General features: G+C 59.2%; 16 protein-coding genes. 7 read left to right on the plus strand and 9 right to left on the minus strand.

Annotated elements, in window-relative coordinates; genetic code table 11:
• Positions 1-43: 43 nt before the first annotated feature.
• Positions 44-820: an SGNH/GDSL hydrolase family protein gene (locus B5477_RS05525; RefSeq protein WP_079698768.1), complete on the minus strand. Its 777-nt coding sequence runs from the start codon at positions 818-820 to the stop codon at positions 44-46.
• Positions 821-1,207: 387 nt separating this feature from the next.
• Here B5477_RS05525 and B5477_RS05530 point away from each other — a divergent pair, with 387 nt between their 5' ends.
• Entirely contained in the window at positions 1,208-2,239 is a 1,032-nt protein-coding gene (locus B5477_RS05530; RefSeq protein ID WP_079698769.1) for a hypothetical protein, read from the plus strand.
• A gap of 142 nt (positions 2,240-2,381) precedes the next feature.
• Here B5477_RS05530 and B5477_RS05535 read toward each other — a convergent pair whose 3' ends face one another.
• Positions 2,382-3,413, minus strand: coding sequence for a 3-deoxy-7-phosphoheptulonate synthase (locus B5477_RS05535; RefSeq protein ID WP_079698770.1), 1,032 nt, complete (start codon positions 3,411-3,413; stop codon positions 2,382-2,384).
• Positions 3,414-3,584: 171 nt separating this feature from the next.
• Here B5477_RS05535 and B5477_RS05540 point away from each other — a divergent pair, with 171 nt between their 5' ends.
• The gene (locus B5477_RS05540; protein ID WP_079698771.1) at positions 3,585-4,976 is read left to right on the plus strand and encodes an MATE family efflux transporter; all 1,392 of its coding nucleotides are present in this window, start codon (positions 3,585-3,587) and stop codon (positions 4,974-4,976) included.
• A 12-nt stretch (positions 4,977-4,988) separates the two neighbouring features.
• Here B5477_RS05540 and B5477_RS05545 read toward each other — a convergent pair whose 3' ends face one another.
• Together B5477_RS05545 and B5477_RS05550 are read right to left on the minus strand one after the other, a co-directional pair.
• The gene (locus tag B5477_RS05545) at positions 4,989-5,738 is read right to left on the minus strand and encodes an N-acetyltransferase (RefSeq protein WP_079698772.1); all 750 of its coding nucleotides are present in this window, start codon (positions 5,736-5,738) and stop codon (positions 4,989-4,991) included.
• A gap of 114 nt (positions 5,739-5,852) precedes the next feature.
• Complete coding sequence (locus tag B5477_RS05550) at positions 5,853-6,911, minus strand: hypothetical protein (RefSeq protein ID WP_079698773.1); 1,059 nt, start codon at positions 6,909-6,911, stop codon at positions 5,853-5,855.
• Positions 6,912-7,138: 227 nt separating this feature from the next.
• Between B5477_RS05550 and B5477_RS05555 the strand changes: the two genes are divergently transcribed.
• The 3 genes from B5477_RS05555 to B5477_RS14840 all read left to right on the plus strand — a co-directional run bounded on the left by B5477_RS05555 (position 7,139) and on the right by B5477_RS14840 (position 8,875).
• Entirely contained in the window at positions 7,139-7,831 is a 693-nt protein-coding gene (locus tag B5477_RS05555) for a TetR/AcrR family transcriptional regulator (protein WP_079698774.1), read from the plus strand.
• On the plus strand, positions 7,824-8,423 hold the full coding sequence (locus B5477_RS05560) for a flavodoxin family protein (RefSeq protein ID WP_079698775.1): 600 nt from the start codon (positions 7,824-7,826) through the stop codon (positions 8,421-8,423). The genes B5477_RS05555 and B5477_RS05560 overlap by 8 nt, the downstream gene beginning before the upstream one ends.
• A 77-nt stretch (positions 8,424-8,500) precedes the next feature.
• On the plus strand, positions 8,501-8,875 hold the full coding sequence (locus B5477_RS14840) for a hypothetical protein (protein ID WP_143533549.1): 375 nt from the start codon (positions 8,501-8,503) through the stop codon (positions 8,873-8,875).
• A 148-nt stretch (positions 8,876-9,023) separates the two neighbouring features.
• Here the strand turns inward: B5477_RS14840 and B5477_RS05570 are convergent, their stop codons facing one another.
• Complete coding sequence (locus B5477_RS05570) at positions 9,024-9,215, minus strand: hypothetical protein (protein WP_079698777.1); 192 nt, start codon at positions 9,213-9,215, stop codon at positions 9,024-9,026.
• 121 nt (positions 9,216-9,336) lie between these two features.
• Here B5477_RS05570 and B5477_RS05575 point away from each other — a divergent pair, with 121 nt between their 5' ends.
• On the plus strand, positions 9,337-10,179 hold the full coding sequence (locus B5477_RS05575) for a TIM barrel protein (RefSeq protein WP_159448946.1): 843 nt from the start codon (positions 9,337-9,339) through the stop codon (positions 10,177-10,179).
• Between the two features lie 536 nt (positions 10,180-10,715).
• Here B5477_RS05575 and B5477_RS15200 read toward each other — a convergent pair.
• Positions 10,716-10,889 carry a YlcI/YnfO family protein gene (locus B5477_RS15200; RefSeq protein ID WP_165873161.1) on the minus strand — a complete coding sequence of 58 codons (174 nt, stop codon included), beginning with the start codon at positions 10,887-10,889 and terminating at the stop codon, positions 10,716-10,718.
• A 137-nt stretch (positions 10,890-11,026) separates the two neighbouring features.
• Here B5477_RS15200 and B5477_RS05585 point away from each other — a divergent pair, with 137 nt between their 5' ends.
• The gene (locus B5477_RS05585; RefSeq protein WP_079698780.1) at positions 11,027-11,269 is read left to right on the plus strand and encodes a hypothetical protein; all 243 of its coding nucleotides are present in this window, start codon (positions 11,027-11,029) and stop codon (positions 11,267-11,269) included.
• Here B5477_RS05585 and B5477_RS05590 read toward each other — a convergent pair.
• Genes B5477_RS05590 through B5477_RS05600 form a run of 3 tightly spaced genes read right to left on the minus strand, consistent with a single transcriptional unit; the run spans position 11,266 to position 13,509 of the window.
• A complete protein-coding gene (locus B5477_RS05590) occupies positions 11,266-12,081 on the minus strand; it encodes a nitrilase-related carbon-nitrogen hydrolase (RefSeq protein WP_079698781.1) in 816 nt (271 codons plus the stop codon). The genes B5477_RS05585 and B5477_RS05590 overlap by 4 nt on opposite strands.
• Positions 12,078-12,881 carry an ABC transporter permease gene (locus B5477_RS05595; RefSeq protein ID WP_079698782.1) on the minus strand — a complete coding sequence of 268 codons (804 nt, stop codon included), beginning with the start codon at positions 12,879-12,881 and terminating at the stop codon, positions 12,078-12,080. The genes B5477_RS05590 and B5477_RS05595 overlap by 4 nt, the downstream gene beginning before the upstream one ends.
• Complete coding sequence (locus B5477_RS05600) at positions 12,871-13,509, minus strand: ABC transporter ATP-binding protein (protein WP_079698783.1); 639 nt, start codon at positions 13,507-13,509, stop codon at positions 12,871-12,873. The genes B5477_RS05595 and B5477_RS05600 overlap by 11 nt, the downstream gene beginning before the upstream one ends.
• Positions 13,510-13,630 lie beyond the last annotated feature (121 nt).

Below are 13,630 nucleotides of genomic sequence, written 5' to 3' on the forward strand. Positions count from 1 at the left end.
AAAGCAGGGCTTCCCGCGGCATATGCCGCGGGAAGCCCTGCTTTTATTCTTCCTGCTTGTCCAGCGCATGGGTGAGGGTATAGTCTAAAATAACCTCATAGGCGTCGGCGTTGAGGTGGATCCCGTCCCCGGCGTTATATTCGTCCAATAGCCCTCCGTCGCTGCCGGTGAGCGCCTCGGCGGTATCCAGGAAGTAGCAGCCCTTCTCCTCGGCGAGCTGATAGAGCAGGGAATTGAGCCGCTCGAGCTTCTTGTTTGCAAAGCTCGGGTCGAGCTGCTCCTTGAGCGATGAGACCGGGAAGATGGACTGGATGATGATCGCGCTGTCGGGCGAGGCGGCGTGCAGCTCGTCAATCAGCCCCTCGTATTCCTCCATGAATTCCTCTTCGCTCATGAAGGAGAAGCCGTTGATCCCAAAGTCCACGATCATCCGCTCGGGCTGTGCCCGCTCCACCGCCTGCGCGATGGTCAGCAGCCCGCCTTCGTACTCCACAACCGGCTTTACGCGGGCGTTTTTATGGTTCATCCCATCCTCCGCGAAGACCTGGGACTGCTCGAGCAGCCCGTAGCGCACCAGGCCCTCGGTACGGCTGTCCCCGATGAAGACGGTGGCGCGCAGGTAATCCTCGCCCGCCGGCGGGGTCTCCCTTAGGAGAACGTCCTCCCCGGTGCTCTCGCTCTTCTGCGGCGAGAGCCACAAAAACAGATTCCCGGCAAGCTGTTCCTGGTTGAGGAAGGCCCATGTGCCTGCCAGGAGCACGGCCAGCAGCCCAAGAATCAAAAAAAGTTTAATCGGAAAGCGCGATTTTGATTTTGCCACGTTGGGTCCGTCCTTTGTCTAAAATTCCGGTACAAACTACTATACCATTTTAAGCGCTTGTTGCAAAGCTTTTTTCTTTACACGGCCCCCCGTACGGATGGTTCGGCGCGGCTGTGAGGAGGACGGGAACACACTGCCTGTCTAAGTGCAAGCCCAATTGCCGGCTTGGATTGATAAAAATCGTATTCGTAAGATCAATTTATATCGAAAAAATTTAAAATTATTCACTTAAATTACAATTGGTAACAATTAGATTACAAAATAGTATTGACTTTTATCGACCTTGCCCGTATAATTGCAATTGTTCCGGAGAGACCGGAGTCGCAACATGGGACAGCAAAGAGAATGGCATCCTTTTGTATGATGAAAACCTTAGGAGGAACCGAAATGAAAAAACTGATGGCTGCACTGCTTGCGACATCGATGATGCTCGGCATTGGAGCGACCGCCTTTGCGGCGCCGGTCAATGGCGAGGACAATAAACTCAAAGACACCGTGGTTGGCTTTGCCGGCGGCTCGAAGACCGCCGAGCAGGATCTTAGGGGGACCGAGGGCAGCGTTTCCCTCTCCTTCGACCTGGGCGCGAACGCCAATTATTACACCGTGGACGTCGCGGTGCGCGAGGGCGGCAAGTACGTCGCCGCCGAGTATTCCAAAGGCAAGAAATCCGTCGTGCTGCGTCCGACCATCAAAGAGGACGTGATGGAGGAAAAGGAGTACGAGGTGGAGATCGAGGTGCTCGACCGCAACACCAAGGACGTCGTCGCCAAGGATTTCTCGATCACCGGCACCGTTTCCTACGACAAGATCCAGCAGGTTGAGGACGGCGGACGCTACGTCAACACCAAGGGCGCGTTCTACGACTTCGGCGAGGGCGCCAGGGACGTGGATATCTATGTCGGGCGGGACATGCACCTGAAGTTCGACAAGACCGTCAAGGGCTCCTATAACCTGCGCCTGAGCGACGAGGGCAACAAGTCCATCGACTATATGTTCTCCAAGCATGAGCTCACGTATTACACCTTCCCGTCCGCCCCGAAGTTCAGTAACAGCGTCGAGGTGACCCTGGGCGCCGATTCCGGGAGCTACCTCTACCAGTACGCGGGCGGCAAGCTGACCAAGGTGCCGGGCGCCGAGTACGACGAGGATGCGGGCGCTTACACCTTCAGCACCAACCAGCTGGCCATGTTTATCCTGGCCGACATGCCGCTGCAGGAAGGCGTCGTGTCCGAGGACCAGAACCTGATTAAACCCGGCTCAGGCTCCTCGAACGGCTCCTCCGGCGGCAGCTCCAAGCCGAACGCCCCTTCCGGGGACAAGAACAACCCGACCACCGGCGCCCCCGACCTGATGGGCCTTGCCGTGGCGGCGGGGATGATCTCCCTGGGCGCGCTGGCTGTGAAAAAACTTTCCAAGTAAGCTGATCGTTTCCTGTTTCTTAAAATCAAAATCCTGTTTGCTTCTATGAGAACCGACCGCCTCCCCTAGTGGGGAGGCAAGATAAAAGGAGACCGCGGGAAGGGAGTACCCCCTTCCCGCGGTCTCCTTTTTGTAATCGGTCTCAGCAGTTCTCCGCGATCTTATAGAGCAGTCGCTCGGTGTCGTCCCAGCCGAGGCAGGGGTCGGTGATCGACTTGCCGTAGACATGCCTCTCCCCGATGGGCTGGTTGCCCTCCTCGAGATAGCTTTCGATCATCACGCCCTTGATCAGCCTTTTCAGCTCGGGGTTGTAGCCCCGGCTGTGCAGCACCTCGCTGACGATGCGGATCTGTTCCTTATATTTTTTATTGGAGTTGGAGTGGTTGGCGTCCACGATCACCGCGCGGTTTTGCAGATCGAGTTTTTCATACATCTCCAGCAGCCGCACCAGGTCCTCGTAGTGGTAGTTGGGGATGCAGGTGCCGTATTTGTCCACCCCGCCGCGCAGGATCACATGCGCCAGGTCGTTGCCGCCGGTGGTGACGTCGCAGCCGCGGTAGATAAAGTTGTGGGACTTCTGCGCGGCGATGACCGAGTTGAGCATCACCACGAAATCGCCGCTGGTCGGGTTCTTCATCCCCACCGGGATGTCCATCCCGCTGGCGGTCAGCCGGTGCTGCTGGTTCTCCACCGAGCGCGCCCCGATCGCCTCGTAGGAGAGCAGGTCGTCCAGGTAGCTGCGGTTTTCCGGGTAGAGCATCTCGTCCGCGCAGGTCATCCCGCTGACCTCGATGGCGCGGATATGCAGCCGGCGGATGGCGATGATCCCCGCCAAGAGGTCGGGCGCCTTGTCCGGCTGCGGCTGGTGGAGCATCCCCTTGTACCCTTCGCCGGTGGTGCGGGGCTTGTTGGTGTAGACGCGGGGGATGATCATCAGGCGCTCGCTGAGCTTCTCATTGACACGGCTCAGCCGGGAGAGGTACTCGCAGACCGAGTCCTCGTTGTCCGCCGAGCAGGGGCCGACCACCACCACGAACTTGTCCGATTTGCCGGTAAAGATATCCCGGATTTCCCGGTCGCGCCGCTCCTTGAGCGAGATGATCTCCCGCGAGAGGGGATACTCATTTTTTAAGTTGGCGGGCAGGGGCAGCTCTTTATTGAGTTTCATTCCCATTGGAATTCCTCCAGTTGTTAAAAAAGTATCAGTTCTAAATCTAGCGTAATGCGAAAACGCCGCCCTGTCAAGAAAAATTTGAAAAATCCGGTAGGACGGCGGTACTTGAAAGCGAAAAAGAATTGGTCTATGATAATAGGAGATTTTGTAGAGAAGGGGAGTGGACGCGGCATGCTGCATGAGCAGAACAACGACTTTTCCCAAGGGTCGGTGTCGGGGAATATCCTCTCGCTGGCCCTGCCGATGATCTTCGCCCAGCTGGTCAGCGTCCTCTACAGCGTGGTGGACCGCATGTACATCGGGCACATCCCGCATGCGGCGGCCAACGCCCTGACCGGAGTGGGGCTCACCTTCCCGATCATCACCATCGTCATGGCGTTCGCCAACCTCTTCGGCACCGGCGGCGCGCCGCTGTTTTCCATCGCCCGCGGGGCGAAGGAGGACCAGCGCGCCGAGGACGTCATGGGCAACACCTTCGCGCTGCTGCTCTCCTGCGGGGTGCTGCTCACCGTGCTGATCCTCGTGTTCCGCCGGCCGCTGCTCTATCTTTTCGGGGCGAGCGACGCGACCTTCCCCTACGCCAACGACTACATTTCGGTCTATCTTTGCGGCAGCGTCTTCGTCATGCTCAGCCTCGGGATGAACAACTTCATCAACGCCCAGGGCTTTTCCCGCAAGGGGATGGTGACGGTGCTGCTGGGGGCGCTGATCAACATCCTGCTCGACCCGCTCTTCATCTTCGTGCTGGGGCTGGGGGTGCGCGGCGCCGCCATCGCCACCGTGATTTCGCAGGCCGCCTCGGCGCTCTGGGCCGTTTGCTTCCTGCGCGGAAAGCGCGCGCTGCTGCGCCTCAAGGTTTCCAGCATGCGCCTGCAGCTCCCGCTGGTGCGGGAAATCTGCTTTCTGGGCGTGTCGGGGTTCATCATGTCGGTGACCAACAGCGCGGTGCAGATCGTCTGCAACGCGACGCTGCAATCCTTCGGGGGGGATCTCTACGTCGGGGTGATGACCATCATCAATTCGATCCGGGAGATCGCCACCACCGCGGTCAACGGCCTGACCAGCGCCGCGCAGCCGGTGCTGGGCTTCAACTTCGGCGCGCGACAGTACCGCCGGGTGCGCGCCGGGATCAAGTTCGAGTCCCTGCTGTGCGTGGGCTACACCACCGCCGCCTGGGGCGTGCTGCTGCTCTTCCCGAGGCTCTTTATCCGGCTGTTCACCGAGGATCAGGCCCTGATCGAGGCCTGCGTGCCGAGTATGCACATCTACTTCTTCGGCTTCTTCATGATGAGTTTGCAGATGGCCGGACAGTGCGTGGCGGTCGCGCTCGGGAGAAGCCGTCAGGCCATCTTCTTCTCCCTGCTGCGCAAGGCGGTCATCGTCATCCCGCTGACCCTGGTCCTGCCCAGAGTGATGGGCCTCGGGGTGAACGGCGTCTTTTTGGCCGAGCCGATCTCCAACTTCATCGGGGGCGCCGCCTGCTATATCACCATGTTGCTGACCATCTGGCCCGAGCTGCGGCGCCGCGAGCAGCTGGAGGCAAAGCAGGACGGCGGCTGCTGACGCCGTCCGGGCTCATTTTTTGAGGATTCTTTTTAGGTAGGCGGCGTCCAATAAATTCACGGTTTCAAAGTTCCCCTTATAAAACACGGCCCAGTTATTGAAAACGCAGGGCAGCTCTTTGGCCTTTTGCAGCGTATCCACCTCGATGATGGATACGGGGACGCCGTTCTCTTTGCAGTACTGCCGTGTCATTTCAACACTCCGTTGGACATAGGGACATTGCAAATCATAGTAAATGGTGAGCTCGCCGCTTTCGATTTCAAGGCTCTTGGCGTTGGGCGCAAACCTTGGCGCTGTCCCGTCAAAGGAAAGCGCCAGCAGGTCATATCCGTTCCGGGTGGAATCGACCGTCTCAAAGCCGAATTTCTTCGCAAAGGCCTGGTCGGAAAGCCAGGATTTTTGTTTTTTTGCCCCGAGCATGCACACGCCGGACCTGCCCTTTTCCCTGGCGTCGGCCAGGCAGTATTCCATCAACAGCTTCCCATATCCTTTCCCTTTGTAGTCGCCGCAAACCCATAAGCAATACACATAATAGTAGTTGCCGCCTACGATGGGAACCCAGGCCGTTTCAAGAGGCGCATATTCGATAAAAACCGTGGCCTTTGCATTTAACTTGCGAAAGACATGGCCCTCACGGATCCGGTCCTTGAGCCATTGCCGCTTTGCCTCAATACCCGGGTGGGGCTTACTGGCTCGGATGATGCAGCACAGATGCTCGTCGGCGAGGTTTTCTGCCGTCAGGTTTATAAAATCCGCATTCAACGGTATGCTTTCCATTCCAACACCTCATCATGGTCCTTTGATTTCTCTCATTATCCGGCTGAAAACAGTCCGTGGAACGGGGCGCGCCCCGTTCCACGGACTTTAGGTTTCAGCTTATTTTTTCTTCACATTCCCGTCCTTGACATTCTTGTCGGAGACGATATAGCTCATCAGGCGGTTGGTCTGGAAGCTCAGGCCGTCCCCCTCATAGGTGGTGGCCAGCTTCTTGATCGCGCCGGTGCTCTTGTTGTATTCGTACACGTACTGGTCCTTGCCGGCCGAAATGCGGCATTTCACCTTGGCGCTCAGCTTGGGGGAGCCGAGGAATTCGTAGCAGTCCGCATAGCTGTCGCCCAGGTATTTTTGCGCCGCCGCGATGTCGGAGGTGCTCACCCGCAAATTGACCTTCTGATAGCCGTATTTCCCCTTGAAGTAGAGGTTGACGCCATCCAGGCACTTGACCCGGGAGCTCTCGGTGATGTTGTTCTGGATCTCGAAGAGGGAGCCGTTTTGCTTGTTGATGGTGTAGGTGGTGCCGCTCTCCAGGTCGCGCATACGCGAGTAGGCCGCCGCGTCGGAATTCTTGATGGTGAAGGTGATTTCCTGGGTGCGGTTGGCCCGCCCCGAAATGGGATAGCCGTTCTTGTCCTTGACCTGGTAGCCGATGGTGGCGTCCACCTCGACCTCCCAGTCCTCCAGCTCGTAGGCGCGCACGCCGCTGCCTGCCTTTAGGGTGATCACCGGCGCGAGCCATTCCTTATTGTTGCTGGTGGGGTAGCGCTTCTTGGCGCTGTCGTAGCCGATGGCCACGCCCTGGTTGCGCTTGACGGTGGCGGTGATGTTCTTGGTGGCCGCGTGCACCGAGATGCGGTCGATGATCTGCCCCTCCGGCACGGTGACTGCGACCTCGGCCTTGGTGCCGCCCGCGTCCTCGCTCTCGCCCGCCCATTCGGGACCGTACTTATAGAGGAAGGGGCCTCCTTCATATTCCGCGTTGTCAGAATTTACGTCGACCTCCACATTGTAGTCCGGCTGCCGTTTGGCGGACTGGCTGATCGAGCCGGATTTTGTAGTGGGGGCGGGGGTGGATTTTTTGATCTCCCCGGCGAACGCCGTGCTTGCCATGCCCAGCACCATTGCGCTTGCGAGCAGGGCAGATAGTAGCTTTTTCATAACTACCGCTCCTTTATCTGGAATTTATATTCTGTCCATAACCGCTGGTATTTCTCTTCTTCTATTCTACCGGAAATACCCATGCTTGGCAATCGGGAAACGTGAAGATTTTGTGAATTATATGCGGCCGGCGGGCCCGGTATTCCACGACCGCTTGACAGGGGGAGGGCAGGGGTATATTATAAACTAAACTATTAGTTTAATTTTTATATTTGAGGTATGAAATTATGAAGCCAGAACGCAAGGAGGCCCTCGCGCAATTCCACCGCTCCCAGATCATCGCGGCGGTGCGGCGGCTCTATGAGAGCAGTGGGGAAGTCGCCGTCACGATGGACGACATCGCCCGCGAGGCCGGGTACAGCAAGGCCACCCTCTATGTCTATTTTTCCGGCAAGGAGGAGATTGGGCGGGCGATCGCCCTATGGAGCATGCGCGCCCTCCTCGAGACGCTGCGCCTCGCGGCCAGGGAGCCGGGAGGCTTCCACGAGCGGGCCCTCGCGCTCTGCCGCGCGTTGGCCGATTTTTACGAGCGGGACCCTTGGTCCTTCGACTACGCCGCGGGGGAGGTGGAGTTCGATCCCGGTTCCCCCGCGGCGCCGCAGGTGCTGCTCGACATCTATGAGACGGGGGAGGAGATCACCCGCCTGGTCGGCGGGCTGCTCGAAGAGGGGGCCGCGCAGGGGGAGGTGCTGGTCGGCGGGCTGCTCGAAGAGGGGGCCGCGCAGGGGGAGGTGGGCGCCCCGCTCGACGTGCCGGCGGCGGTGCTCCTCTTTTGGGGGAGCCTGTGCGGAATGATTAAGATGGCCGGGGCCAAGGAGCGGTATATCCGCCTCTCGCTGGGGCTCTCCCGCCGGGAGTTTCTGGAACGGGGCTTCACGCTGCTGCTGGGTTCGCTGGGAGGGGGGCGGGGGAATGGCTAAACGCATGCTCGCCCTGCTGGGTAGTCCGCGCAGGAGCGGGATGGTTTCCCGCATGTTGGACGTCGCCGTACAGAGGGCCGAAAAAGCCGGTTGGGAGGTCGTGCGCTTCGATCTCTACGAGCTCGCCCTGCTGCCCTGTACCGGCTGCATGGCCTGCCGCGGCGGAGCGTGCTGCCCGCTGCCGGACCGGCTGCCGCCGCTGCGGCGGGAGCTTTTGCGGTGCGACCTGTGCGTGTTGGCGGCGCCGGTCTATTTTGCCAATGTGCCGGGCCCCGTCAAGACGATGTTCGACCGGCTGGCCGGGTCGGTGATGGAGGACACCAGCACCTTCCCGAGGCCCCTACTGAAAAAGGAGCAGCGCTACCTGCTGCTCACCGCCTGCACCACCCCTTCGCCGTTTAGTTGGCTCTGCGGGCAGAGCCGGGGCGCGCTGCGCGCGATGAAGGAATTTTTCAGTACGGCGGGGATGCGGAAGCTCGGATCGGTGGTTTTTGCCGGGAGCAGGGGAAAAAGCGCCCTGCCGGACGGGGTGCGGCGAAAAATCCTCGCCCGGATGGACCGTCTCCTCGGCGGTGTGCGCCAAGGGGGATAAGCAAAACCGGCCTCCCTCTCATATAATGGGTTGAGAGAAATCTCGCGTGACCAACAAAACATAAGGAGGCTAAAAATATGGCCTGTAACTGTGCATGCAACCGTGCATGCAGTTCTGCATGTAACTGTATCAGTGAGTGCGTCGCCGAGGATACCGTTCGCTCGGAAAGTAATTGCAGAGGCGCTTGCCTGTGCGAGAAAAACGGTCCGTGCGATACCGCGGCGAACATTCAGGCGATGGACGAAAACCGCTGTCCCTGTCCGTGTGTGGACTGCACGCCCATCGTGGTGGAGCCGACCCCGGAGGAGATTCTGATCGAGCGCAATTATCAGCCCTGCACCGATCCGAACGGTGTGACTACCCTTTATCCCGAGGTCTGCCGCAACACCTTCTGGCCGTCGTTCGCACATCCGCGCTGGCTGTGCTGCAGCGACCTATACTGCCAAAACTGAGGGCAAAGGGCGCTTTCGCCATTTCCAAAAATTGGAGCGGGTATTGCTCCCGCGCCCTTCATAAGCACAGGGGCAGCAGATTGTATCTGCTGCCCCTGTGCTTTCTTGGTATGAGCTCTTGAAACCTATGGTTTTTTGCCCGCGGCGTTTACAGGCGCTCAACAAAATCGCGAACGTCCCGCAGCTCGGTCATCAGCGGCCTGCCGATCGCGTGGGAGAGGGCATGATTGAGCTCGCTGTACTGGTTGTCCGCCGGTTTTTCATCGTTTTCATGCTCTTCGAGACGGCTGATCCGGCTGTCGAGCTCGTCGAGAATCTTCTGCTTGATATCCTTGGACATGTTATTTCCTCCTCATGGGATTTTGCTTTTAGTATTCCCACTTTCTTCTGCCGGCGCGGCTTTTCAGAAAATGAAAAATATGGTACAATCGTGTCAAAACAATCAAGAGGAGGAGAAGCCCATGAAATTTTCATTTTTGACCTACCAGTTCTGCCGTTATCCGTTGGAATATTGCTTCAAGATGGGGCAGCACTACGGCCTGGACGGCGTGGAGGTTTGGGGCGCCCGCCCGCATGCCTATGCCTACGACCTGGACGCCGGGCGGGTGGCCGAGATCAACGGCTACAAGAAGAAGTACGGCCTCGAGATTTCGATGTTCACCCCCGAAATCCTCGCCTATCCCTACAACCTCGCCTCGCAGGAGAAGAAGGAATACGAGGAGACGGTGGCTTACCTGATCCGCAGCGTGGAGGCCGCGGCCGCCATCGGCACCGACAAAATGCAGATCACCACCGGCCATCCCGGCTACAAGGTGGACCGCCACAAGACCAAGGCGCAGGTTGGCGAAGGCATCGCCCGGCTGTGCAAGCGGGCCGAGGAGCTGGGAGTGGACATCATCCTCGAATCGCTCTCCTCCTATGAAGGGAATACCGTGACCACCGCCCACCAGATCGGCGAGATGATCGAGATGGTCGGCTCCCCGGCGCTCAAGTCGATGGTCGACGTCGCGGTGCCGGTGGTAATGAGCGAACCGGTATCCGAATATTTCGACACCTTGGGCGACAAGATGGAGTACCTCCACCTGTGCAACTGCCCGGACAAGGACGACTTCCATATGCCGGTGCACGACGCGAACGGGATCATCCCGATGAAGGCGCTTTTCAAGGTGCTCGAGCGCTATCATTATGACGGGTGGTGCTCGCTGGAAATCCTCGGCCCTTATTTCCGGGACCCGGAGCTTTACCTGGCGCAGTTCGCCGATGACATTGAGATCATCTGTAACGAATATGGCGTGAAACGGTAGCGGGGCGTTGCGGCCTATACGCGAAAGGACAAGCGTGCGAGGCGGCCATGCACAGCCTGCGTCCTGAAGGATTGGGTCGGGCGGGTCGGGTGCACTTGCCCAAACAAAAACCCTGGTGGAAAAGAGCTACGGCCCTTTTCCGCCAGGGTTTTCCATAGTGCCCAGGAAACGGGTTTCCAAAGGGTCGAAGACCCTTTGGCGGGGAGCTTGAGGGCGAGGAGCCCTCAAAAAGACGTAAAAGAGCGCGGGGAGGGGAGGCCAAGCTTCCAGTGGAAGCTTGGCCGGGGAAACCCCAAGAGGGGGTTCCCCTAAAACGAGTTGAGCGTTCATTTCGGCCGACGGAGGCCCTCATTGAGGCGACGGCCTTTGTGGGGGTGCACCGCACCCCCACGCCCCCTCGAGGAAAACCCATCTTGGGGTTTTCCTCGACCTTTCCCCGCCTTTTTACGAAAGGAATTCCGCCCTTTGCGAAGGGCGGCACGAGGGCTCTGCCCTCGTGGCTCCGGCCAAAGGAACGAGGTTCCTTTGGAATCCTTTTATTTGTCTTCGCTCAGGCTTTGCAGCGCGACGCGCACCGCCTCGACCACAAAGGCGGAGAAGGTGCAGTCGGTCCCCTGAATGGCCTTTTCCACCTCGTCGATCAGGTCGTTCGGGAAACGGATGCTTTTGTTGGTTGTAGATGGAATGGATGGGATTTTAAACTTTAGCATCTGCCTCGCCACGCAATATCTTTTGTCATGTAGTTAGTATAACCAACGCCCTGACTGGATGTCAGCATGACAAATGTACTGCGAATTGCGTTGCGGGAAACAAGTTCGATCTGTGCTAAAATAAGCTGGGTGATTTTATGGAACCGATCAATCAAATCTTAATCAACATTCTTTCCCGGGAAACCATGCGCGTCGAGTTTCCCGGCCTCGACATGGAACACCTCGAGCATGTCATGGCCCAGAAGGGCTTCAATATGCTCCTGGAAATCCAGTCGATCCTGGCCGACGGTACGCTCAGCGATTTCGATTGCATCGAGCGGCTGGTGCGCCTCTTCGAGCGTGAGGATATTTCCTGTGGCTCCCGCCACGACTTTGGCTAATCGTAAAGCTCCACCCGCGCAAAGGCCGGGAAGAACCGGCTTTCCATCTCCCCGTCGCCATCCGCGCGGTAGCGGTTTAGCCTGTCCGCGGACAGGGTCGCCGTGAGCATCCCGGCGGTGGGGGAGTACCGCTGTGCCATGATCTCCCCATCCGGCCCGGCGATCAGCAGCCCGCCGCCAAATTGTGTACCCTGCCCATTCTCCCCGCAAAGATTACACGCGCACAGATAGACCCGGTTGTCATAAGCGCGCGCCGGGAGGTACCGGTTCCAGATCGTTTCCCGCGCTCCTGCTCTCTGCGGCGCGGCATGGGGCACAAAAAGGATCTCGGCCCCTTTGCGCGAGAGCGCAAAGCTCAGTCCCGGGAAGTGTGCGTCCCAGCACAGCTCGATCCCTATATCGGCCTTTGGCGTGTGAAAGACGGGGACCCCGTCTCCGGGAGCGAAGTATTCCCGTTCCCGCGCGCCGAGGTGGGTCTTGCGGTACCGCCCAATCAGGCCGCGCGGGCCGAATACCATCTGGGTGAGATAGGGCTTTCCCCGCCCGCGCTCGATCATCCCGACCAGCAGCGTGATGGCGTGCAGCCGCGCCAGCCCTTCTAGGTAGCAGCATTCCTTTCCGTCGGCCGGAAGGGCAAGCGCCCCAGCGTTCTTCGGGGAGTAGCCGGTCAGGGCGCATTCCGGGAAGCAGGCGAGTGCGGCGCCCCGATGGCGCGCCTGGGCGGCGAAGAAGGCGATCCGGCGCAGGTTGCGTTCCGTTTCGCCGCAGCGCGCCTCCATCTGTATGACGCTTACTCTCAAATCCTCTTTCATACCGTTTCCTCCAATTTTAGGGCGGCCCCGCTGGTAAAAAAGGTCTTGTACCCGAGGGTGACGAACAGCACCACCGTGATCGCGGTGCACCCCAGGATGGCCAGCATGATCCCGATCTGATACTTGATGGCGGTCAGCGGGAAGGTGCCCGATAGGATTTGCCCGGTCATCATCCCGGGCAGTGAGACGATCCCCATGGTGAGCATGTTGTTCATGGTGGGCAGGATGGCGCTGTCAAAAGCGTCGTTGACGATCTCCTTCGCCGCGGCCGCAGGGGAGGCGCCGAGCATCAGCGAGTTCTCGATCTTCGGGCGCTGTTCCTTCATCCCGCTGCACAGCTTGTTGGCGCCTAAGGAGATCCCGGTCATCGCGTTGCCGATGATCATCCCTGAGACCGGGATGCAATACTGGGGATTGAACCAGGGCCGGATGCGCAGCACCAGCAGCAGGAAGATGAGCGCGGTGCACAGGTAGCCGCAGAGCATCGAGAGCCCCATCAGCCGCCGTAGCGGCCGGGAGAGGGGCAGCTTCACCCTCTTTTGGGCGTTGAAAATTGAGAACCCGAGCATGACGAGCAGCATAATCAGGGTGAGCCACCAGCTCGGGTTCTGAAAGACGTACATCAGGATGTAGCCCATCACGGTCAGCTGGATGGTCATCCTGGTGGTGGCGATCAGGATTTGCCGCTCGCGCCGGATCCCGCGGGAGCGGAAGATCACCAGCAGCACCAGCACAAAGACATAGGCCAGCGCAAGGCTGAGCACCGGCAGGTCCATCACTGAGCTTTGATTACTGCCCATCCCCGTATCCCTCCGTCCTTCCGCCCGACAGCCTGATCTGTGCGCCGGGATACATCCCGGCCACCTCGGGCGAGTGGGTGACCAGGATCAGCTCCTTGCCCCTCCCGCGCACGAAGGAGGCCAGGTTTTCGATTACAAAGCGCTCGGTTTCCTTGTCCAGCGCCGATGAGGGCTCGTCCAAAAGATAGACCTTCGCATCCATGAGCAGCACCCGCGCCAGGCACAGCCGCTGCCTCTCCCCGCCCGAGAGGGTCTGGCATTCCTCATCCGGCGATTTTTGCAGTCCAACCCCCGCGAGCACCTCCAGCAGCCGGTCGCGGGAGGCGGCGGGCTTCTGTGCAAACCGTAGCCCGATCTGCAAATTGTCCCCGATTGTGCCGTCGTAGAGCACCGGGCTTTGGCCGAGCATGACGATCTGCCGGCGCAGCATGACAGGGTCGGTGCGCGCGATGTCCATCCCATTGTAGAGGATGACCCCTTCGTCCGGCTCGCACAGCCGGTTGAGGCAGCGCAGCAGGGTGGTCTTTCCGCTGCCCGAGGGGCCGGTGATGCAGCTGACCGGCCGGTCGATGGTGAGGCTTTGGATATCCAATATCGAGCGGTATTTCAGCCCTGTGATGGTGAACATGACCCCGCCTCCTGAAAATTAAAAATGTATAATAGCTATTATAGCACAAAAAGAAGTCCCAAAGGGCGCGCCTTTTTTCTTCGGGGCGGGGGTTGACGCTGCGCCCTTCTCAAAGTATTGA

The sequence above is a fragment of the Provencibacterium massiliense genome, from assembly GCF_900169495.1.
Classification (GTDB): Bacteria; Bacillota; Clostridia; order Oscillospirales; family Ruminococcaceae; genus Harryflintia; species Harryflintia acetispora.

Excerpts from the sequence above, each read along its gene's own strand:
- B5477_RS05530 (WP_079698769.1), top strand. The coding sequence starts at position 1,208 with ATGAAAAAACTGATGGCTGCACTGCTTGCGACATCGATGATGCTCGGC.
- B5477_RS05535 (WP_079698770.1), bottom strand. The coding sequence starts at position 3,413 with ATGGGAATGAAACTCAATAAAGAGCTGCCCCTGCCCGCCAACTTAAAA.
- B5477_RS05540 (WP_079698771.1), top strand. The coding sequence starts at position 3,585 with ATGCTGCATGAGCAGAACAACGACTTTTCCCAAGGGTCGGTGTCGGGG.
- B5477_RS05550 (WP_079698773.1), bottom strand. The coding sequence starts at position 6,911 with ATGAAAAAGCTACTATCTGCCCTGCTCGCAAGCGCAATGGTGCTGGGC.
- B5477_RS05555 (WP_079698774.1), top strand. The coding sequence starts at position 7,139 with ATGAAGCCAGAACGCAAGGAGGCCCTCGCGCAATTCCACCGCTCCCAG.
- B5477_RS05560 (WP_079698775.1), top strand. The coding sequence starts at position 7,824 with ATGGCTAAACGCATGCTCGCCCTGCTGGGTAGTCCGCGCAGGAGCGGG.
- B5477_RS14840 (WP_143533549.1), top strand. The coding sequence starts at position 8,501 with ATGGCCTGTAACTGTGCATGCAACCGTGCATGCAGTTCTGCATGTAAC.
- B5477_RS05570 (WP_079698777.1), bottom strand. The coding sequence starts at position 9,215 with ATGTCCAAGGATATCAAGCAGAAGATTCTCGACGAGCTCGACAGCCGG.
- B5477_RS05575 (WP_159448946.1), top strand. The coding sequence starts at position 9,337 with ATGAAATTTTCATTTTTGACCTACCAGTTCTGCCGTTATCCGTTGGAA.
- B5477_RS15200 (WP_165873161.1), bottom strand. The coding sequence starts at position 10,889 with ATGCTAAAGTTTAAAATCCCATCCATTCCATCTACAACCAACAAAAGC.
- B5477_RS05585 (WP_079698780.1), top strand. The coding sequence starts at position 11,027 with ATGGAACCGATCAATCAAATCTTAATCAACATTCTTTCCCGGGAAACC.
- B5477_RS05590 (WP_079698781.1), bottom strand. The coding sequence starts at position 12,081 with ATGAAAGAGGATTTGAGAGTAAGCGTCATACAGATGGAGGCGCGCTGC.
- B5477_RS05595 (WP_079698782.1), bottom strand. The coding sequence starts at position 12,881 with ATGGGCAGTAATCAAAGCTCAGTGATGGACCTGCCGGTGCTCAGCCTT.
- B5477_RS05600 (WP_079698783.1), bottom strand. The coding sequence starts at position 13,509 with ATGTTCACCATCACAGGGCTGAAATACCGCTCGATATTGGATATCCAA.